This is a genomic window from Nostoc sp. DedSLP04, from assembly GCF_034530775.1.
GTDB lineage: Bacteria > Cyanobacteriota > Cyanobacteriia > Cyanobacteriales > Nostocaceae > Nostoc.
The window spans coordinates 1-20,990 of record NZ_JAVRCL010000098.1 but is presented as its reverse complement, the minus strand read 5'-3'; the positions used below and the strand labels follow the sequence as shown (position 1 = coordinate 20,990).

Here is a 20,990-nt window from a genome sequence, read left to right as displayed (position 1 = left end):
TAATTTCAGTTATTTACTACTTGCTTATGTCGGAAAGTGACAGAAGAGGGATATAATTCAATACGCTTGGTTTAAGGGTTATTGGCGTAGTCTTTCTGCAATAAATCACGTCTTTACATCAAGGTTTTGGGCTTATCTGAACTGTATTGATTTTTAAATCAAAACCTTCTCGACGACAAATAATGTCATAGTAAACTAGAGATTTAATAGATTGCCAAAAGGGCATTAATATTATGCTAGTAATTAAATTTAAAATTATCAGTAGTAATGTACTGATAAACACTTTATTTTCATTAGCCCAATCTCCAGATAACAATAAGGAGATTAGTTGTATTAAAATGTTGAATCCTTTACTATAAATCAACCATCCTAAAATTTGTATAGGCAAAGTAATTACAAATGATATAAATATAATGGCAATAATCCGCCATGTTAAACCCTTGGTTAGTTGTCTACTTCTCTTAATTGCGCCAATGAAGTTAGTATCATCTTCTATTGCTAGAGGTAAATCAGTAATGAAGAAACGCGAGTAAAACCACAGAGGGCTGAAATAAACAGCTATAGCTATAGGAATAATGATGATTCTAAATATAGTATTGTCAAAGGGATTTGCTTGATTGATTGGTTGAGATATGGTACCAAAGATTGTTGCTAATATTCCATATATTATTCCAGCAATTATTGAAATTCCAATGTAAAAAATAAAAAATTGTAGTAAACATATTAATATAACTAGAATTGCAGTTATGAGAAATTGCCAAAATCTTTTTTTAATCTGAATTTTTGCAAATTTTGAACTTTCTGGTTGAGCACTAATTTCACTAAACGCTAAACGGGAAATTAAACCAGCGAACGCATAAAATTTTGCCCAGCCATAAATCGGGACTATTAGCCATAAATGGGCAAATAATGACAGGCGAGAAAATTTTTTGAAATTTGAACGATATAGATAGCTAGTAAGGCTAACAATATTACCAATATTAAACTGCTGCATAAGATTTGGAAGCATAGGAACTAGGGACTAGGGATTAAGAACTAAGAGGATGTTTTAAAAGTTGAAACCAGTCAAAAATTATGCAAGTCGTCTGATCGTAATACGAATCATGGCAATATAGATGAATGTCTCTGAGGTTTCAGGAAGGCGTTCATAATCCAATACGGTTCAGTAAGCGCTAAAAAGCTTATTAGTGATGTTAAATCTCCAAGCTTCGACTCGTTGTTGAACCTGATATGACTTATAGTTACGGAAGATTCAAGGTTGCCCAATAAAGATTAAATTCGCCAAAACTTGTACTTTTGTTAACTCGCGCACGAGACGTTGAGCTTGATATTTATAAAGTGGTATTGGCAATACTCTAGGCAAATTATTCATCCATTTCCTAGCATCAGTTGAACTACATCCCGTAATCAAAACTATCTCTTCAGTGCCATACATAATGGCATTTGTAGTTAGAGCTTTTTCAATCTGCACTTGCCAAAGGCGAGGTAGCATTTCACCCCATTCAATTCGCTGCAAACTACTGCTTGTGGCCAAAACAATCAAGCGATCGCCAGCATCAAGCTTAACATCATACCAGGGCATTAAAGAGTAATTGTCTCGCTGATATTTCTGGTAGAGAATCGGTACAACACTGTAACCAGATGCTATTTCAGATAAAAGCAAACCATTTAGGGTATCACCATCTTCAATCTTGTATTCCGTCACCATGACTATTTGCTCGTTTAAATGAAACAAGCTCAGAACATTTTCTCCAAAAGCAGCACAAGCAAAGACTTCTGCCGACAAAGCCGCGCCACATATAACTTGAGCATAAGGGAACAGAGGGGCGACATTATCACTAAATTGGCGGTCTTGAGAGCGGATAATCAAGGTAGTGGCAGGGTTCATTGCATGAGCCATCAAACCAATTTCCAGATTTTCCATATTATCGTCCCCAACTAAAATGATGCTTTTAGCATGGGAGAGATTCGCCTTCGTGAGTGCTTCGGTTGCATTACCAACGATAAGGGGTATATCAGGTAAAGTTTCTTGGTCGAGAATGGTAGGATGAATTGCTACTAACGGCTGGTTGAGTTCTTGCAAAAGAGCAGCCACTTTTTGTCCCAAGCGATTTAAGCCAATAATTATCAGATGGTTGCGTTGTGGTATGGGAGGACGAGAATTGAAAAAATGGAATCTTGAAGTGACAAGAGCATCAGTCAGCAGTGCATATAATACTCCCACGAAAGCTTGACCTGTCAACGTCAGTCCCAGGCTAAACAACCGCAACCACCAAGGGATAGCGTCTGAGGGTTTTGATTGCGATGCAAACTCAACACCGCCAAATAAATCTCCGTATCCTCCCAAGAGCAAAATTGCTGTCGCATAGAAAGCTTCTTGGATGTTGATGTCAGGATAATATAAGCGGTAAAGAACTATTCCCACAAACCACAAGATGAGTACAGTAATCGCATAGATTGTTGCAATTCGCCGGATTTGATTTTGGCTTTGGTAGTAAGATTGCCAAAATTGTACTATTTTATCCTTGAGATTTTTCGCTGTGATACCTTGGATAAACTGTTGCCACTGCCACTTTTGGCTATGAGATTGCCGACGTTGTTCAGAGAAAGCTAAATCGTATGCCACATCAATGTAAACTAGCGTGTCTCCTACCTGCACTTCTGCCTCTGGGTTCCAGCCAAACAATTCTTTGCTTAGCTTAGATGCAACAGGTTTGTGACTCAAGATGCGGCGAGTTGTCAGATTGAGTCTATGTACTGGCTTGCCATTACACCAGCTATCTTTCGCTTGTACCTGATGCTTTATCACTTGCAATAGTTGCCCTTCTAAGGTAAAATATCCAATAGCTTCAGAACCAAGGGCTGTCAAAGCGAAAGCATGAGCTGAAAGATGAGTAGGTTCAAAGGCAACAAAATTGCCGAGATTTTCCCACAAGAGTTTGTTGAAATTTTGTTTGTCAGAACGTACAATCAGGCGAACGTGCGGATTAAGACGCCGTGCTGCAAAGGCAGCTTCTATATTAATCCGCTCATTTCTAGTTACTAAAAGTATTGAACGACACTGCCTTATACCTGCCTGCTCTAAAACACTTGGCTGACGGCAGTCTCCGATGATTAATTTTTCTAGTAAGTTAGGTACTTCTGGGACTTCCCAATGTTCGGGGTGCACATCCTCTATGGCGCTGACTTTGACATCGTATTCCTTGAGGATTGCAACGCAATGTTGCCCTAAACTTTTGAGTCCACATACTAAGAAAAGGTCTTGGGGTTTTTTTTGATTGCTGGTAGGAGGATGCACTTTCTGTTGACGGTAGCATTCGATACTGCTAACAGGATGTGTTTGCTAGGGTTTTTATGCTTCGGTAATCTCCAACAATTTTACCAGTTGGTTTCAAGATAAGTATTAAATGATAACAAACCGTATCGAATTCTGATATTTGATACCCAACTGAACGCAAATTTTGTTTAAAGTTTGGCTAGTTTTTGGGATTTCCTTGATTGATTGTGATGTAGTTTACCAACTATTTCCAACATATTGAAGCTAAAGTTGGTAAATTATGGATTAGTTGAGCTAATTTTTCCCTACGCAACTATGCCATTGGATTTATCGCCTTTTTGGATATCACTCAAAACTTCGTTACTTGCCACATTTATCACCTTCTTCTTGGGTATCGCTGCTGCCTACTGGATGCTGGGATATCGTGGCAAAGCTAAATCGTTGATTGAGGGTATCTTTATTGCACCCCTGATTTTACCGCCCACAGTTGTCGGTTTCTTGTTGCTGCTATTTTTTGGTAAAAATGGCCCTGTAGGGAAATTCATGCAGACTTTTGACTTCACCATCGTCTTTACTTGGTATGGTGCAGCGATCGCAGCTATGGTAGTTTCTTTCCCTTTAATGTATAAAACTGCACTGGGAGCTTTTGAACAAATAGATGGTAATCTGCTGCGAGTAGCTAGAACCCTTGGTGCAACTGAAACTACAATCTTTTGGCGCATTAGTTTACCTCTAGCACTACCCGGCATTGTCGCCGCCACAATGCTCGCTTTTGCCCGTGCTTTAGGAGAATTTGGGGCGACGTTGATGCTGGCTGGTAACATTCCCGGACAAACGCAGACAATCCCAATGGCGATTTATTTTGCTGTGGAAGCGGGAGCAATGAATGAAGCATGGTTTTGGGCGATCGCAATTATGGTGATTTCTCTCTCTGGAATTATTGCAGTCAACTTCTGGCAAGAATTGCGGGAAAAGGGGATGGGAGCAGGGAGTAGGGAGCAGGGAGCAGGGGAAGAAATTCTTCATACTCCGCACTCTAGCTATGAATCTGGTGGATTGTTAGTCAACATTGAAAAAATACTTCCTAGCTTTGATTTAAAAGTTGCTTTCAGTACTGATGAGCAACCCTTGGGATTGTTAGGAGGTTCTGGAGCAGGTAAGAGCATGATTTTACGCTGCCTTGCGGGGATAGAAACGCCGACAAGAGGGCGCATAGTTTTAAATGACAGAGTTCTGTTTGACTCAGAACAAGGAATTAATTTGCCCAGTCGCGATCGCCGCATCGGTTTTTTAGTGCAGAATTACGCTCTGTTTCCACACATGAGTGTGGCGCAAAATATCGCTTTTGGCTTGCCCAAAAACCTATCTGCTGGGAGTATTAGAGTGCAGGTAGAGGAGCAACTAATAGCAATGCAATTGCAGGGATTAGGCGATCGCTATCCACACCAACTTTCTGGAGGCCAACAACAACGGGTAGCTTTGGCAAGAGCATTAGCAAGTCAACCGGAAGCGCTGCTTTTGGATGAGCCGTTTTCCGCACTTGATACCCATCTGCGTAGTCAATTAGAGCAGCAAATGACAGAAACTCTAGCTGGCTATCAAGGTGTGACTCTATTTGTCACTCATAATATGGAAGAAGCTTATCGGATTTGCCCGAATCTATTGGTATTGGAGCATGGTAGAGCCGTTCATCATGGCAGCAAATACGATATTTTCCAGCATCCTGCTACTGTTAGTGTCGCCCAACTCACTGGATGCAAAAACTTCTCCCGTGCTGTTCTCCAGTCATCACAACAGGTGGAAGCGATTGATTGGGGTTGCACTCTGCAAGTAATTGAACCTGTCAAGAGCGAATTATCCCATGTCGGCATTCGTGCCCATCAGTTCATTTTTACCAACGATTTATCACAGGAAAATACTTTTCCCTGCTGGATAGTACGAACGAATGAAACGCCTCATAGAATGACATTATTTCTCAAACTTCATTTGGCTGGTAAGAATTCTCAAGATTATCATCTGCAAGCTGAAGTCTTCAAAGAAAAATGGGCGACGATGAAAGATCAACCTTTTCCTTGGTATGTGCGTTTAGATCCTCTGCGGTTGATTTTGATGGAATGAACGCAGAGATGCACGGGACGCAACGAAGCTGTAATAATGGAAAACTTGGCGGCAGTGATAGATTAGTTAAGCTGTTACGCATTTAATTTGTATATTTAGTCGTGAGAGTTGTCATTGGTCATTGGTCATTAGTCATTTGTATTTCAAAGGACAGATGACCAATGACAAAGAACAGTCTGAATGCAAAAATGTACAATCTATACGCGCATCAGCTTATTTGACCATACATAGGATGATTATGGCAAGCAATAGCTTCAAACCCGCAGAGGCGGGTTTTGTCTGTATAGCTGCAACTTCCAGTCATCTGGTGCAAAATGTGAGTTAGCTGGCTTCCAAGACATTACAGTTGATGAGTCTACCCTGGAGTTTTTAATGTCCCGAACGGAAAAAGTAAGAAAACTTGCTGGTTTTATTTGGAGTATTGCCGAACTTTTACGCGGTGATTATAAGCAAGCTGACTACGGTAAAGTTATATTACCTTTCACAGTGTTGCGCCGTTTGGACTGTGTTCTAGAGCCAACAAAAGCAGTAGTCATGGAATTTTACGAAACCAAACTAAAGTCCATGAATCTGAAAAATCCAGAGCCGTTACTAAATCAGAAAGCTGGCGTAACTTTTCACAACATTAGCCAGTTTACCTTTCAAAAACTCAAGGCAGACCCAGATAATGTAGCTGCTAATCTCAGAAACTTTATTAATGGCTTCTCTATTGCTGGAAGAGAAATTATTGAATATTTTAACTTTACTGACCAAATTAATCGTTTAGATGAAGCAAATCTACTATTTTTAATTGTCAAAAACTTTGCTGAAATCAATCTTCATCCAGATGAAGTAAACAGCATGGAGATGGGCTATGTTTTTGAAGAATTGATTCGCAAATTTTCGGAACTATCTAATGAAACCGCAGGAGAACATTTTACACCCCGTGAAGTTATCCGGCTGATGGTCAACTTACTGTTTCTCAATGACAGAAATATTCTAACTCAAGAAGGTATTGTGACAACTATCTATGACCCTGCCTGTGGAACAGGTGGAATGTTGTCTTTAGCAGAAGAGTACATTAAAGAACTTAACCAAAATTCTAAGGCTGTAGTTTTTGGTCAGGAAATTAACCCAGAATCCTACGCAATCTGTAAATCTGATATGTTGATTAAAGGTCAAAATATCAGCAATATTAAGTTTGGCAATACTTTCACTACTGACGGTTTGGCACACGAAACATTTGACTATATGTTATCTAATCCGCCGTTTGGTGTGGAATGGAAGAAAGTACAAACATCCGTCAAAAACGAGTATGAAAAGAAAGGATTTGATGGACGTTTTGGAGCAGGTTTGCCTAGAATATCAGATGGTTCCTTTCTGTTTCTGCAACACATGATTTCTAAGATGAAGCGGGATGATGGCGGTTCTAGAATCGCTATTGTATTTAACGGTTCACCGCTTTTTTCTGGAAGTGCTGGCAGTGGCGAAAGTGATATTCGCAAATGGATTATTGAAAACGATATGTTAGAAGCTATTACGGCACTGCCTGACCAATTATTTTATAATACTGGAATTTATACATATATTTGGATTATCACTAATTCTAAAGCAGCAGAGCGAAAAGGCAAAATACAGCTAATCAACGCCATTCATTATTACAAAAAAATGAGTCGCAGCTTGGGAAGTAAGCGTAATGAAATTGGTAATGGTGAAGATGGTAAGCCCAATCAAATCGAGGAGATAACCCGTATTTATGGGGAGTTTCAAGACAATGCTAAACGCAAACTCGATATCGATGGCAAAAAACAGGATGTCATTGTTAGTAAGATTTTTGATAACGAAGATTTTGGCTATTGGCGGATTACGGTAGAACGTCCACTCAGGCTCAATTTTCAGGTGAGTGATGAACGTATAGTTAAGTTAGAAAATGAAACTGCGTTTATGAATTTAGCTGAATCTAAAAAACGAGGTGGGGTGGCTTTACGAGAGATTGAGGAAGGGAAAAAGTTACAGGAATCAATTAAAGAAGCGTTGCGAACTTTGGGGACGAATAATGTCTATAAAAATCGAGATGAATTTGAAAAAGATTTGACGGATGCACTCAAAGCGGCTGATATAAAAGTTTCAGCACCATTGAAAAAAGTGATTATGAATGCTTTAGCTGAACGCGATGAAACTGCTGATATTTGTACTGATAAAGATGGTAATTATGAACCTGATACAGATTTGAGAGACTATGAAAATGTATCGTTGAAGGATGATATTAACGAGTACATGAAGCGGGAAGTATTACCCTATGTACCGGATGCGTGGGTGGATGAGAGTAAAACGAGAATTGGGTATGAAATACCCTTTACGCGGCATTTTTATGAGTATGTACCGCCGCGACCTTTGGAGGAGATTGAGCAGGAGATTAAGGATTTAGAAGAGGAGATTCAGGGAATGTTGGAGGAAATTTTGTAATGAATTATATTATTAAAAAACAACACATGAAAGATTCTGGTGTTCTTTGGATTGAAGAAATACCAAGACATTGGAATATAGAGACTCTGAGTAACCTTGTACAAATTATATTAAGTAATGTTGATAAAAAAAACAATGAAAATGAGAAAAAAGTACTTTTGTGTAATTATGTAAATGTTTATTACAATAAGTTTATAGATTCTAGAATTGACTTCATGGAAGCTAGTGCTACAAATTCTGAAGTAGAAAAATTTAGTCTCCAAATAAATGATGTCTTAATAACAAAAGATTCAGAAACACCAGATGATATTGCTGTTCCTTCTTTAGTAGTTGAAAAAATACCAAACGTTTTATGTGGCTATCACCTCTCAATTTTAAGACCTTTTATAGATAAATTAGATGGACGATATCTACTTTTTTCGATTCTCAGCACAAGCATAAAATCTCAGTTTTCAAGTTTAGCCACAGGAATTACAAGATATGGACTTAGTTATAAACATATTAAGAGTATAAATATTTGTGTACCACCACTACAAGAACAAAAAGCGATCGCCTCTTTCCTAGACCGCAAAACCACAGCAATTGACACTCTCATCGCTAAAAAACAACGCCTCATCCAACTCCTCGAAGAAAAACGCACTGCCCTGATTAACCAAGCTGTAACCAAAGGGCTAAACTCAAACGTCCCAATGAAAAATTCTGGTATTGCTTGGATTAGCAAAATTCCTGAGCATTGGGAAGTCAGCCGTTTAAGTTTTCTCTCAATCACTATTCAAACGGGGCCTTTTGGCAGTCAGCTACATGCTTCAGAATATGTAGAAAATGGGATTCCACTCGTTAATCCAATCAATATTCAGCGCGGAAACATAATTGCTGACTATCAGAAAACAGTTAACCAAGAAGTAGCGATCCGTTTGAGTAGGCACAAATTGCTGATTGGAGATTTGGTTTTTGCAAGGCGTGGAGAATTGGGACGCTGTGGAGTGATTAACAAAAATAATAATGGTTGGTTATGTGGTACAGGATGTATTCAGGTTCGTTTTAGCAAAATCAAAGTTGATCCAGACTATCTTAACTTGTTTATAAGTATTCCTTGGGTTGCCTCTTGGCTATCGTTAGAGTCTGTGGGTTCAACAATGGACAACCTTAACACAGAAATTCTTTCAACACTACCAATTATTTTGCCACCTAAAGAAGAACAAATAAAAATATTTCAATACATTGAGCTTAAGAAATATTTGTTTGATAAGCTAATTACGACTATAGATAAGCAGATAAATAAACTCCAAGAATATCGCCAATCTCTCATCACAGCAGCAGTCACAGGCAAAATTGATATCAGAGAGGAGGTTGCTACATGACTCTGTGTGCAGTCTGGATACGCCACACACCCGCAGGCGACCAAGAATTAATTTTTGCAACCGATAGCTGTCTTTCTGCTGGCGAACGCTGGGAAGCAGGAGTAAAACTGTTTGAATTGCCCCGAAGAGACTGTTTCATCTGTTTTGCAGGCGAAACCAACCGCGCATACCCGATGATTCTTAACCTAATTCAAACAATCAACACTTCTCCCGCCCTGAAAAATCCCCAAACCGATTTGTTAGATATACTAAATCATATAAAATCCCTCTTCACCGACCTCGCTCAAGCGATTGATCTCAGTGAATTGAGTCGCCCAGACTACGACTATGCAAGAAGCGAAGCTCAATTTATATTTGGCGGTTGGCGCTGGCAAACCAGTGAATTTTCTGTGTGGCGGCTGTTCTACGATCTAAAACAAGAAGTATTTACAGCCCAACCTTACTTATTAGATGATTCTCAACCTGTCTGCTTTATCGGTGATCTTGAAAGTGATGATTTGATTTTAGAGCTTTACGAAGAGGTCGGAATCAAGGACATCAAGCTAGATATGCAACCATTAAAACTGCTTATTAACAAAATTCGGGATACTTCGCTTCTTTCATCCGGTATCAGAGGCGCACCACAAATCGGGAAAGTTTATCGCTCAGGAAATTGCAAAGTCTTTGGTATTCAGTGGCAATCTAGTAATGGCAAACCTCACTATCAAGGTCGTCCCATTGTTGGTATCCAAAATTTAGTGCATCAGTATTTTGACCCCGATACCTGCGAACTCATAAACAATCTGCCTGATAAAAAACCAGACATAGTAAAATTTTTACATAACGATGAAATCAGTTTTGTCAACCTTTGCTACAACGAAGTAGACAATTTAAAGTTAGACTTAAATGAATTCCAACGCGGCAAATTACACGAAATTCTCCGTCAGGTTGCTTATGAGCAATTTTTAACCGCCGTGAAAATCATTGAACAGACTGAGGCACAACCATGATTGCAACTGTTCAGACAACTGAAAAAGCTTTTGAAAATGCAATTATTCACGCTTTAGTGAGTAATGGTGGCTATGAAGAAGGCAATGCTAGCAACTTTAGTCAAGAATTAGCGCTTGATAAAGTCATCCTGCTACGGTTTATTCAGAATTCTCAGCCAGAAGCATGGCAAAACCTGACAGACATTCATGGTGCTGAAGTTGAACCCAAGTTCATCCAACGGCTGTGCCAAGAATTGGAAAATCGCGGGATGTTAGACGTGCTGCGCTATGGGATCATTGACTACGGTGTACGCTTCAAATTGGCATTCTTCAAACCTGCCAGCAGTCTAAACCCCGATACTTTAGCACTTTACGAGCAAAACATCCTGACTGTGACTCGTCAGGTGCATTACAGTGCTAATCATCAAAACTCCCTAGATTTGCTGCTGAGTATTAATGGCTTACCAGTCGCCACAGTAGAACTAAAAAACCAGTTCACTGGACAAAATGTAGAAAAAGCCAAGCACCAGTATATTCAAGACCGGGATAACCGAGATTTGTTATTTCAATTCAAGCGGCGTTGTTTGGTGCATTTTGCTGTAGACCCCGATGAAATCTGGATGACTACCCGCATTGATGGCAGCAACACCCGTTTTCTACCCTTCAACAAAGGCTATAACAAAGGTGCAGGCAACCCACCTAACTCAAAGGGTTACAAAACCGCTTACCTTTGGGATGATATCTGGGCAAAAGACAGTTGGTTAGATATTATATCTCGTTTTTTGCACCTAGAGCAAGAAAACATTAAACTAAACCACAAATCTGCCAAAAAAGAAAGCCTCATCTTTCCTCGGTTTCACCAATTAGATGTAGTTCGCAAGCTAACCGCAGATGCCAAAATTAAGGGGACAGGACAAGATTACCTAATTCAGCATTCTGCTGGTAGTGGTAAAAGTAATTCTATTGCCTGGTTAGCATATCAACTTGCTAGCTTATATAATCATCGAGATGAGCGAGTTTTCGATTTAGTTATCGTTATCACTGATAGAAAAGTATTAGACCAGCAACTTCAAAATACAATTTACCAGTTTGAGCATAAGCAAGGAGTCGTGCAAAAAATTGATAAAAACTCTGCACAACTAGCTGAGGCGTTGATTTCTGGTACTAATATCATTATTACTACCTTACAGAAATTTCCCTTTGTCTTAGATAAGATTCGGGAAATCTTACAAAAAAACAAGATTGGCGAACTACCTAAACGCAATTACGCCCTAATTGTGGACGAAGCCCACAGTTCTCAAAGTGGCGAAGCGTCCAAGAAAATGAAAGAAGTGCTTTCTATCAACGATTTAAGTCTTTCAGCCAAACAAGAAAGCATGGTTGACGAGGAAGATGATATTGAAGATAACATTCGTAAGTCCATGCGTAGCCGTGGTAAACAACCAAATTTGAGCTTCTTTGCCTTCACAGCCACACCCAAGCCAAAAACCTTAGAAGACTTTGGCCACATGAACTCCCAAGGGCAAACAGAACCCTTTCATCTGTATTCCATGCGGCAGGCAATTGAAGAAGGTTTCATTATGGATGTGTTGCAAAATTACACAACCTACAGAACTTTCTTCAAAATCAATAAGGCGATCGCAGACGATCCTAATATTAGCAAAAAGAAAACAAGTCGAGCGATCGCTAAATTTTTATCACTCCATCCACACAACCTAGCCCAAAAAACTCAAGTTATTATCGAGCATTTTCGCCAATGCGTGATGCATAAAATTGGCGGTAAAGCTAAAGCAATGGTGGTTACAGCTTCTCGACCCCATGTAATCCGCTATAAAGAAGAATTCGACAACTACTTACAGAAACAAGGTTATGCAGACATCAAAGCATTAGTAGCCTTTACTGCTTTTACCGATAGAGAAACTTACATCGAGTACACTGAATCTGATATCAACGGCTTTGGTGAAAAAGAACTACCCGACAAATTTGAAACGGTTGAATATCAACTCCTGATTGTAGCAGACAAGTATCAAACTGGTTTCGATCAGCCATTATTGCACACCATGTATGTAGATAAAAAACTTTCTGGTGTCAAAGCTGTACAAACCCTCTCTCGCTTGAATCGCACTTGTCCCGGTAAAGAAGACACTTTTGTTTTAGATTTTGCTAATGATGAGCAGGAAATTATTGATGCTTTCCAGCCTTATTACGAACAAACAACACTAATAGCAACAACAGATCCTAACAGACTGTATGATTTAAAAAATAGATTAGAGAGCTACCAGATTATCTGGTCTAGTGAGGTAGATGCTTTTGCCAAGATATTTTTTAAGTCTCAGGAAAAGGTAAATAATCAAGATCAAAGTAGACTGCATTCCTTTATTGATCCTACTGTAGACCGTTTTAAAGGTTTAAGTGAAGAACAGCAAGATGAGTTTAAAAATAGTCTAACCGCGTTTATCCGGTTATATGCATTCTTAGCACAGATTATGCCATTTGCAGATGGGGAACTAGAAAAGTTTTATGCTTTTGCTCGTCTTTTGCAAACCAAATTACCAAAACTTAGCCAAAGTGAAGCTTTTAAACTTATTGATGAAGTTGCACTAGAATATTATCGACTACAAAAAATCCGAGAAGGTCAAATAGTCTTAGAAAAAAATATAGAGTTATCTCTACAACCTATAACCGAAGCTGGTATACCAAGAGATAAAGAAGAACAGGCTAAACTTTCAGAGATTATCGATATTCTCAACAAAAGATTTAGAACTGATTTTACTGAAGCAGACAAATATTTTTTCAGCCAAATTGAAGAAGCACTAGTTCAGGATAATACATTATCACAACAAGCCAAAAGTAACTCAATTCAAAACTTTAAATATGGCTTTGAGGATGTATTTCTAACAAAGCTGATTGAGCGAATGGATTTAAATCAAGATATTTTTACCAAAATCATAGATTTCAAAGATTTTGGTGAAGTAGTCAAAGAGTGGATGCTAAGGAAAGTGTATACAAGATTGACACAAGAGTTCAGCTAACAAAAAAGATTAAATTACTTCAAGCGCCCAGATTCCAAAGAGTCTGAGCGCTTGAATATTAGGTTGCAGAGAAACTTCTGCTAGATTGTTGTGAAATTATGCGGGCATCATGTGCATACTTCTGCAAGACTCTGCACACTTACGGCAAGCAGCAGCACATTCCATCATTTTCGCGTCATCGCTCATCATCTCACACGCCATTGCAGTGCGATCGCACATTTCAGCACAAAGCATACAAGTGCGTTCCATGAACTCAGAACCGCTCATCATCATATTCATGCACATCATGCACATTTCAGAACAATCGCGCATCATACTCATCATGCTCATCATGTTCTTATCCATGTGCTGACCACCTTTGCTCATGCAATGAGTCATGGTTTCCATGCACATTTTATGACAGTCCATACAAACATCCATGCAAGTCTGCATTTCTGGAGTCATGGTTTCAGTCATCATCATCATCATCATCGGAAATACCTCCTGATTTTTTGATGCATAAATAGTGTCCTTGAAAGGACTACTCATCACATTAGTCTTATCCTTTTAAAGAGTCAATGGGGTTTTTAATCCAGAATTTTTAAGCCTACTATCCCGATATAATTACCGGAAAATTGAATAAATTCTACACTATTTTGGTGTTGTTTTCCTGGGGAATGCTATACATTAAGGCTTAAAAAGCCTCGTTTCTAAGTGGGGTTTAATTTGGCAAGTCAGATATACATCGGGATCAAAAGTTAGGGTTAAATTTAATTTAAAAATAATGTTATTATTTTTAATAAATGAATGCCTTAATAAAGCATTTGTAAATTTCTATTAAATAGAGTTTTATTAACTTATATTAATTTCAAAATATATGTCTTAAAAAATTCGTAATTCATAATGTAATTTCAACTGCACTTAAAAGAAAATTTCCTCGAAAAAAGTAATTTTCACAACTTACATAAGATATGATGTAGGTTATAGATTTGATTGCAATTTCAGTAAGCGATCGCTCGCTGCTTGTAATGTCTCAGGTCTTTTGCTAAAGCAAAATCTGATCAATGAATGTCCTTTTTCTGGTTGGCTGAAAAAGCTGGAACCGGGAACTACAGCGACACCGATATCTTTAATCAGATGGTAAGTGAATTCAACATCTGTTTTATAGCCAAATTTGGAAATATCTGCAAGAACGTAATAGGCTCCTTGAGGAACGAAATAGGGAATGCCAACTTGGTCTAGAATTTGTAAAATGCTGTCTCGCTTCTGGTGATAAAGTTTGCCTAGTTCTTCATAATAGGATGGTGGCAGTTGCATAGCGGCAACTCCGGCTCGTTGCAATGGTGCAGGTGCGCCAACGGTGAGAAAATCATGGACTTTGCGAATCGCCCCTGTCAATTCGGGGTTTGCCAGAATGTAACCGACTCGCCATCCAGTGACGCTATAAGTTTTGGACAAACCGTTAATAGTAACGGTGCGTTCTGCCATTCCAGGAAGAGTCGCTAGGGCAATATGTTGAGTGCCGTCATAGAGAATATGTTCATAGATTTCATCAGTGAACGCTAACACATCCCATTTTTGACAAAGTTCAGCAATTAAGGTGAGTTCTTCACGGCTAAAGACTTTACCTGTGGGATTATGGGGTGTGTTGATAATAATTGCTTTGGTATTGGCATTGAAAGCTTGACGCAACTGTGCTTCATCAAATGTCCAATGGGGAGGATGGAGTGTTACGTAGCGGGGTATAGCACCAGCTAAAATCGCATCGGGGCCGTAGTTTTCATAATATGGCTCAAATACAATTACTTCGTCACCCGGATCGACTGTCGCCAGCATCACAGATGCCATTGCTTCTGTAGAACCGCAGGTGACGGTGATTTGGGTTTCGGGATCGATATCTAAGCCGAGATACCAACGGACTTTGTTAGCGATCGCATGACGAAATGGGCGATCGCCCCAAGTAATGGCATACTGATTAACATCTGCCTCTATCGCCTGATATGCTGCCTGTTTCAACTCCAAAGGACAAGGAAAATCAGGGAACCCCTGCGCTAAATTCACCGCATCGTATTGCAGTGCTACCCTGGTCATTTCTCGAATCACCGACTCTGTAAACTGTTCTGCCTTCGCTGATATTTTTTGCCGCCCAATCTTACTCACCCCTATACCTCCGTTAATCTTGGATTGCCGTTATCCGGGAATTCTGTAGCCCAGATAAAACCATAATATTGATAGATTTATCGTAGTATACTCAAATTTTTGATCCAGAGGAAGAAGCAAGGGAGTAGAGGAGGCAGGGAAGGCAGGGGAAGCAGAATAATAACCAATGCCCAATGCCCTTATTATCTATATACTTAATTATTGAGATTAATAGTCAATTATTGAAGTACTGATCCAGAATCATCATGAAATCTTTGCACCGTCCCGATCTTTATAGCTGGTCTAATTTCAATCCGGCAAGAAATATTGATTTCAATGGGATTGCCTGGATTCGGCCAGATGGCAACATCTTGATTGACCCAGTAGCCCTATCAAACCATGATTGGAATCATCTAAAATCCCTCGGCGGTGTGGTTTGGATTGTGCTGACGAATTCTGAGCATGTCAGGGCAAGTAAAGAAATTGCCGATCAAACTTATGCTAAAATTGCTGGCCCGATTGCAGAAAAAGACACTTTTCCTATACCTTGCGATCGCTGGCTATCTGATGGTGAAGAATTTGTCCCAGGACTGGAAGTAATTGAACTCAATGGTTCTAAAACTCCCGGTGAGTTGGCTCTGTTACTGGAAGAGACAACTTTAATTACAGGGGATTTAGTACGGGCACGCAAAGCAGGTAGCTTGACAATTTTACCAGATGACAAGCTGTTGAATCGAGAGGAGGCTGTTGCTTCTATTCGCAGGTTGGCTCAACTGAGTCGGGTAGAAGCAGTGCTGGTGGGGGATGGTTGGCCCGTCTTTCGGGATGGACGCGATCGCTTAAAGGATCTGGTAGCGACGCTGTAAATAATTAGGGTAGCACAGCTAGCTGTGCTACCCTACAGGCGAATGTAGTTCAAATAGATCAAAAAGGCTGTAAGAAGAAAATCAAACAACACCGTATCATGGTAGTTAGTAGCATTTCTGTCTGATACTTTCTTTTTTACCATAAAAGAATATCAGGTAAGTAATATCCTGATTTCCTGACGGCAGAATGCGAAAGCTTTTACTGATTAACTTAGTTGGAGAACGCTGATGTCGAAGGAAAGAAAAAGTAATAAAGAAGCTAAAAAACCTAAAAAAGATCCTAAAGACAAAAAGGAGAAAAAAGACCCAGGCAAATAGAACGATTTAGGTAAATAGTTTTAGCGAAGACCAAGAGTTGCATTTCCTTACATTGACAATATTTCGTCCAGTAGGACTGAATAGGAAAAGTAATTGTCAAAAATTTATTCACTCTTGGTCAAGTATCAAAATCTGATGATTTAAGTTGTGTGTGCGATGTTAGGACGGGCTGTGACGCTCGATAGTGCAGCGTTAGCGACACAGGAAGGTCTTGACTCGCTAATGCTACGCTATCGGTGACGCAATTTATCAAGCAGGCTCAAATTTCAGTGAAACACCGTTCATGCAGTAGCGCTTGCCAGTGGGTGCAGGCCCATCATCAAAAACATGACCCAGATGACCGCCACAGCGACTACAATGCACTTCAGTTCTGGTCATAAACAACGACTTGTCTACAGTTGTGGCGATCGCACCTTCAATTGGATTAAAGAAGCTAGGCCAGCCAGTACCACTATTAAATTTGGTATCAGATGTAAACAGTGGTAGTTCACACGCGGCACAATAATAAGTACCATTGTCGTATTTCTTATCCAATGGACTGGTGTAAGGGCGTTCAGTTCCATGTTTACGCAATACATTGAACTGTTCTGGCGTTAAAATGGTGCGCCATTCTGACTCTGGTTTGGTAACTTCAAATCCACTTTGAGAAGTTGTCATTGCTTGTGACCCCCAATTGATATACCTTGATAACAGTGCTGTGCCGACTATGACTGCACTAGCCTGTAAAAAATAGCGTTTGTCCATATATCTATTATTTTCTATTTTCCGGTTCACTGGGCAATCTATTCCAGTACGGGATTCCCTACATGAATGACTATAATCAGCGATCGCTCTGAATTAGCCCTGAGAAACTGATTAAAATAAGCTTTGAAACAACAAATTATTTTTCAATAAAATACTAGGCGGCAATACGATCGATTTGACTTAATTTTGGACAATACAAGTATAGTTTTCAACTAGAGCATAACAATAGAGAATCAATCATCTTCATCAGAGATGGTTGTGATATCCTCAATAGTCCCTTGTTTACCCTGACTTGTCAGAAATACAAATGTGCGATTGAGCCGCTTTACCCCACTTAAAGTAATTAGGGTTAGTAAACCTCCCAATAATCCCATTTGCCATAGACCACAACCAATTGCAGCCCCCAACCCGGCCGCCGTCCAGACACAGGCGGCTGTAGTTAAACCTTTTACTTTTGGCGTTGCAGATTTTCTCGGAGACTCTTGTAAAATCAATCCGGCTCCAAGAAATCCAACCCCGGTAGCTACACCTTGAATTGTGCGACTCAGTGCATTGGTAGCAGCATAGGGACTCTCGCCTTCAACCTGCAAAGGAATCATCACAAATAATGCTGCCCCCATACTCACGAGCATAAATGTTCTCATCCCTGCTGGTCTACCTCCTTGCTGACGGTTGAATCCAATCAAGCAACCAACCAGGAGCGCCAAAGACAATCTAAACGCTATATGTGGCCAATCGTTGGCAGCAATAAACATCGGCCCCATTGCCTTATTTCTCCTAGAGACAGAACGGAATTTTGCACCTATTGGCAGTGTGGACTGGATGGCTACCCACTTTTGTAGCTGAAAACTTAAGCACTGCAAATCAATAGGCTTTCAGTACATTAAGGTTAATTTAACAAAAGGTTAGGAATAAGTAAACTAATATACCCAAAGCTACCATTGATGTATTCTTCCTAGAGACAGAGGCAGGGGAAGAAGAACTATTGATTGTTATCTATACCCAATCCCCAATTTCCAATTTTTGCGATCGCTAGCTTATTGAACACCGCCTAATATACATTGTTCTGATAGAGATACCGGAGTTTTACGAAAAACTTCTTGCTTGATTAAGTAGGATATGTGATATTGTTAAAACTATAAATAAAGCACGGTACTTCTATCGAATTACCGTAGTTTAAAAGGACAGGATTCATGCAGCTACTATGGTTCATCCCAACCCACGGCGACGGACGTTACCTTGCAACTGCTACAGGCGGAAGGGCAGTAAGCTTTCCCTATCTGCGGCAGATTGCTCAAGCGGTGGATGACCTTGGTTATACAGGGGCATTGCTGCCTACAGGCCGCTCTTGCGAAGATGCTTGGATTGTAGCGTCAACGTTGGTATCACTGACGCGACAGATGCGTTTTTTAGTAGCGATTCGTCCCGGCTTGGTATCACCTGGAGTAGCGGCGCGGATGGCGGCGACTTTCGATCGCCTCTCTGGGGGACGCTTGCTGATTAATGTCGTGACCGGTGGCGATCCCGTAGAATTGGCGGGAGATGGCTTGCATTTGGATCACGATCGCCGCTATGAATTAACAGATGAATTTTTGACAGTATGGCGAGCGATCGCTAGTGGCGAACAAGTCAATCTCCAAGGCGACTATCTTAATATCCAAGATGGGAAACTGCTGTTTCCACCTGTTCAAAAGCCATATCCGCCCTTGTGGTTTGGCGGTTCCTCTCCTGTGGCTCAAAAAATTGCTGCCAAGCACGTAGATGTCTATCTAACTTGGGGCGAACCACCGGCGCAAGTAGCCGAGAAGATTGCAGCAGTTCGCAGACTTGCTTTATCAGAAGGCCGGACTTTGCGGTTTGGGATTCGTTTACACGTGATTGTCCGCGAAACCGAGAGTGAAGCTTGGGATGCAGCGAATGATTTGATTAAATATGTAGATGACGAAGCGATCGCAAAAGCCCAAAAAGCTTATGCCCGAATGGATTCAGTTGGACAACAGCGAATGACTCAATTACACCACGGCGATCGTGAGGCATTAGAGATTAGCCCGAACCTGTGGGCGGGAGTTGGTTTAGTGCGGGGTGGCGCGGGAACAGCCTTAGTCGGCGATCCTCAAACCGTAGCTGCCAGGATATTAGAATATGCTGATTTAGGTATTGAATCCTTTATCCTCTCTGGCTATCCCCACCTAGAGGAAGCTTATCGAGTTGCAGAACTTCTATTTCCCCATTTGCCATTAGATAATTTACCCGCAGTGGAGAAGCAACACGTCTTAAGTCCATTTGGCGAGATTGTGGCAAATGAAGATTTCCCTAAGCAGCAACATCAGGAGAAAGCCACATCCATATCCTAGTAAAGTTTAGGGTATTGGGCATTGGTTATTTCCCATTCCCCATTCCGATTAATGCATAGGAGTTTAATTGAATGACAAATATTTTAGCGATCGCAGGTAGTCCAACACATCCATCTAGAACCTATGGTGTTGTCGAATATACTGCCCAGCTTTTACAACAAGAAGGCTTGCATGTAGATATTATTTCAGTTCGGGATTTACCTGCTGAAGATTTAGTTTTTGGACGATACGAGAGCCAAGCTTTAGAACAGCCAAAAGAATTATTAGCAAAGGCAGATGGTGTGATTATTGCCACCCCAATCTACAAAGCTGCTTACACAGGAGTGCTAAAAACATTTCTAGATTTGCTGCCACAAAAATCATTAACAGGTAAACCCGTGTTACCAATTGCTTTGGGTGGAACCATCGCTCATTTATTGGCAATTGAATATGCCCTCAAACCTGTGTTATCTGAATTAGGAGCGCGTCATATCCTAGCCACTATTTATGCGGTAGACAAACAAATTCAACGACAAGCCGATCACAGCGTCGTGTTAGATGAGGAAATTGACCAAAGACTCAAAGACGTTCTCAAAGAATTTGTGAAAGCTGTAGAATATGATGCCGCAGCGCCTCAAGAATTGGTTCATGCCAATTAAATAATTAAGTTTATACCTCCGTTTGCTTGTAGCAGAGGGGTAAAATTTACCCATCTGTTACTTTTTTTTAAAGTTAATCAGAGCCAGATAACTTTACTTTCAGAAATGACACTTTTATTGCAACAATATTAAAATTATTTATAGATGATGCTCATATTTATCTCCCAACTTTTATAGTCTATTAAACTAACACCGCTATAATTTATTATTTTTTCTATAAAATATCTTGTATATATGCAAATTGTCTCCTAACTCTACCTATAGTAGATGAGTGAAATTTACTCATCTACTACTTTCTCTACTTAAATTTCAAACTTTATCAACAAATTCACAAAATTATAGGTTGGATAAGGCTAATACCTTAGAGGTTGTTTGAAAAGTCGTAAAGTATACCAGAGACCCCACTTCCATTCCTCTCCCCGAAACGGAGAGAGGCTTTAAAACCCCCATTCCCTTGTAGGGAAGGGGGGCTAGGGGGGTTAGGTTTCCGAGGTCTAGAAGTTACTAAAAATACTTTTCAAACATCCTCTTAGAGGATGTTTGAAAAGTCCTCTTCATAGTAGCAAAACGTTCTAGCTCCCCCTAAATCCCCCGATATAGCAAGGGACTGGGGACTGGTGACTGGGGATTGGGTGAAAAGTCTTGTTGTGTCTAAGTTTTATCATCTGTTAATGTCCTAACCACGTTGGCTGTTGCTATAACCCTCTTCTGTCACTTTCCGACATAAGCAAGTAGTAAATAACTGAAATTA

Annotated in this window: 16 protein-coding genes and 1 pseudogene; 9 read left to right on the top strand and 8 right to left on the bottom strand. The window is 40.1% G+C overall.

Annotated features, from left to right (window positions below):
* Nucleotides 1-118: 118 nt before the first annotated feature.
* The 4 genes and pseudogenes from RMX89_RS32740 to RMX89_RS32725 form a co-directional block, all read right to left on the bottom strand.
* Nucleotides 119-994 carry a hypothetical protein gene (locus RMX89_RS32740; protein WP_322691888.1) on the bottom strand — a complete coding sequence of 292 codons (876 nt, stop codon included), beginning with the start codon at nt 992-994 and terminating at the stop codon, nt 119-121.
* Nucleotides 995-1,072: 78 nt separating this feature from the next.
* A pseudogene (locus RMX89_RS32735) lies at nt 1,073-1,159 on the bottom strand (IS5/IS1182 family transposase); the annotation flags it as partial.
* A 93-nt stretch (nt 1,160-1,252) separates the two neighbouring features.
* Nucleotides 1,253-3,298, bottom strand: coding sequence for a potassium channel family protein (locus RMX89_RS32730; protein WP_322691887.1), 2,046 nt, complete (start codon nt 3,296-3,298; stop codon nt 1,253-1,255).
* Nucleotides 3,299-3,326: 28 nt separating this feature from the next.
* Complete coding sequence (locus tag RMX89_RS32725; RefSeq protein WP_322691886.1) at nt 3,327-3,458, bottom strand: GNAT family N-acyltransferase; 132 nt, start codon at nt 3,456-3,458, stop codon at nt 3,327-3,329.
* Between the two features lie 134 nt (nt 3,459-3,592).
* On the opposite strand from RMX89_RS32725, the gene modB reads away from it, so the two are divergent.
* The 6 genes from modB to RMX89_RS32695 all read left to right on the top strand — a co-directional run bounded on the left by modB (nt 3,593) and on the right by RMX89_RS32695 (nt 13,201).
* The gene (gene modB / locus RMX89_RS32720; RefSeq protein ID WP_322691885.1) at nt 3,593-5,395 is read left to right on the top strand and encodes a molybdate ABC transporter permease subunit; all 1,803 of its coding nucleotides are present in this window, start codon (nt 3,593-3,595) and stop codon (nt 5,393-5,395) included.
* A 154-nt stretch (nt 5,396-5,549) separates the two neighbouring features.
* The gene (locus RMX89_RS32715) at nt 5,550-5,720 is read left to right on the top strand and encodes a hypothetical protein (protein ID WP_322691884.1); all 171 of its coding nucleotides are present in this window, start codon (nt 5,550-5,552) and stop codon (nt 5,718-5,720) included.
* Between the two features lie 47 nt (nt 5,721-5,767).
* Nucleotides 5,768-7,840, top strand: a complete 2,073-nt coding sequence (locus RMX89_RS32710) for a class I SAM-dependent DNA methyltransferase (protein ID WP_322691883.1) — start codon at nt 5,768-5,770, stop codon at nt 7,838-7,840.
* Entirely contained in the window at nt 7,840-9,201 is a 1,362-nt protein-coding gene (locus RMX89_RS32705; RefSeq protein ID WP_322691882.1) for a restriction endonuclease subunit S, read from the top strand. The genes RMX89_RS32710 and RMX89_RS32705 overlap by 1 nt, the downstream gene beginning before the upstream one ends.
* Complete coding sequence (locus tag RMX89_RS32700; RefSeq protein ID WP_322691881.1) at nt 9,198-10,190, top strand: hypothetical protein; 993 nt, start codon at nt 9,198-9,200, stop codon at nt 10,188-10,190. The genes RMX89_RS32705 and RMX89_RS32700 overlap by 4 nt, the downstream gene beginning before the upstream one ends.
* Nucleotides 10,187-13,201: a type I restriction endonuclease subunit R gene (locus RMX89_RS32695; RefSeq protein ID WP_322691880.1), complete on the top strand. Its 3,015-nt coding sequence runs from the start codon at nt 10,187-10,189 to the stop codon at nt 13,199-13,201. Before RMX89_RS32700 ends, RMX89_RS32695 begins: the two co-directional genes overlap by 4 nt.
* Before the next feature lie 96 nt (nt 13,202-13,297).
* Here the strand turns inward: RMX89_RS32695 and RMX89_RS32690 are convergent, their stop codons facing one another.
* Both RMX89_RS32690 and RMX89_RS32685 read right to left on the bottom strand, forming a co-directional pair.
* The gene (locus RMX89_RS32690; protein ID WP_094351003.1) at nt 13,298-13,669 is read right to left on the bottom strand and encodes a four-helix bundle copper-binding protein; all 372 of its coding nucleotides are present in this window, start codon (nt 13,667-13,669) and stop codon (nt 13,298-13,300) included.
* Nucleotides 13,670-14,161: 492 nt separating this feature from the next.
* Complete coding sequence (locus RMX89_RS32685) at nt 14,162-15,340, bottom strand: pyridoxal phosphate-dependent aminotransferase (protein WP_322691879.1); 1,179 nt, start codon at nt 15,338-15,340, stop codon at nt 14,162-14,164.
* A 245-nt stretch (nt 15,341-15,585) separates the two neighbouring features.
* Here RMX89_RS32685 and RMX89_RS32680 point away from each other — a divergent pair, with 245 nt between their 5' ends.
* Nucleotides 15,586-16,185 (top strand): MBL fold metallo-hydrolase, encoded by a 600-nt coding sequence (locus RMX89_RS32680; protein ID WP_322674893.1) that lies wholly within the window; start codon nt 15,586-15,588, stop codon nt 16,183-16,185.
* A gap of 567 nt (nt 16,186-16,752) precedes the next feature.
* Here RMX89_RS32680 and msrB read toward each other — a convergent pair.
* Together msrB and RMX89_RS32670 are read right to left on the bottom strand one after the other, a co-directional pair.
* A complete protein-coding gene (gene msrB, locus RMX89_RS32675) occupies nt 16,753-17,247 on the bottom strand; it encodes a peptide-methionine (R)-S-oxide reductase MsrB (protein WP_322691878.1) in 495 nt (164 codons plus the stop codon).
* A gap of 233 nt (nt 17,248-17,480) precedes the next feature.
* The gene (locus RMX89_RS32670) at nt 17,481-18,011 is read right to left on the bottom strand and encodes an MgtC/SapB family protein (protein ID WP_322685175.1); all 531 of its coding nucleotides are present in this window, start codon (nt 18,009-18,011) and stop codon (nt 17,481-17,483) included.
* A 429-nt stretch (nt 18,012-18,440) separates the two neighbouring features.
* Here RMX89_RS32670 and ssuD point away from each other — a divergent pair, with 429 nt between their 5' ends.
* Both ssuD and ssuE read left to right on the top strand, forming a co-directional pair.
* Nucleotides 18,441-19,601 (top strand): FMNH2-dependent alkanesulfonate monooxygenase, encoded by a 1,161-nt coding sequence (gene ssuD, locus RMX89_RS32665; RefSeq protein WP_322691877.1) that lies wholly within the window; start codon nt 18,441-18,443, stop codon nt 19,599-19,601.
* A 71-nt stretch (nt 19,602-19,672) separates the two neighbouring features.
* Complete coding sequence (gene ssuE, locus RMX89_RS32660; RefSeq protein WP_322691876.1) at nt 19,673-20,239, top strand: NADPH-dependent FMN reductase; 567 nt, start codon at nt 19,673-19,675, stop codon at nt 20,237-20,239.
* Nucleotides 20,240-20,990 lie beyond the last annotated feature (751 nt).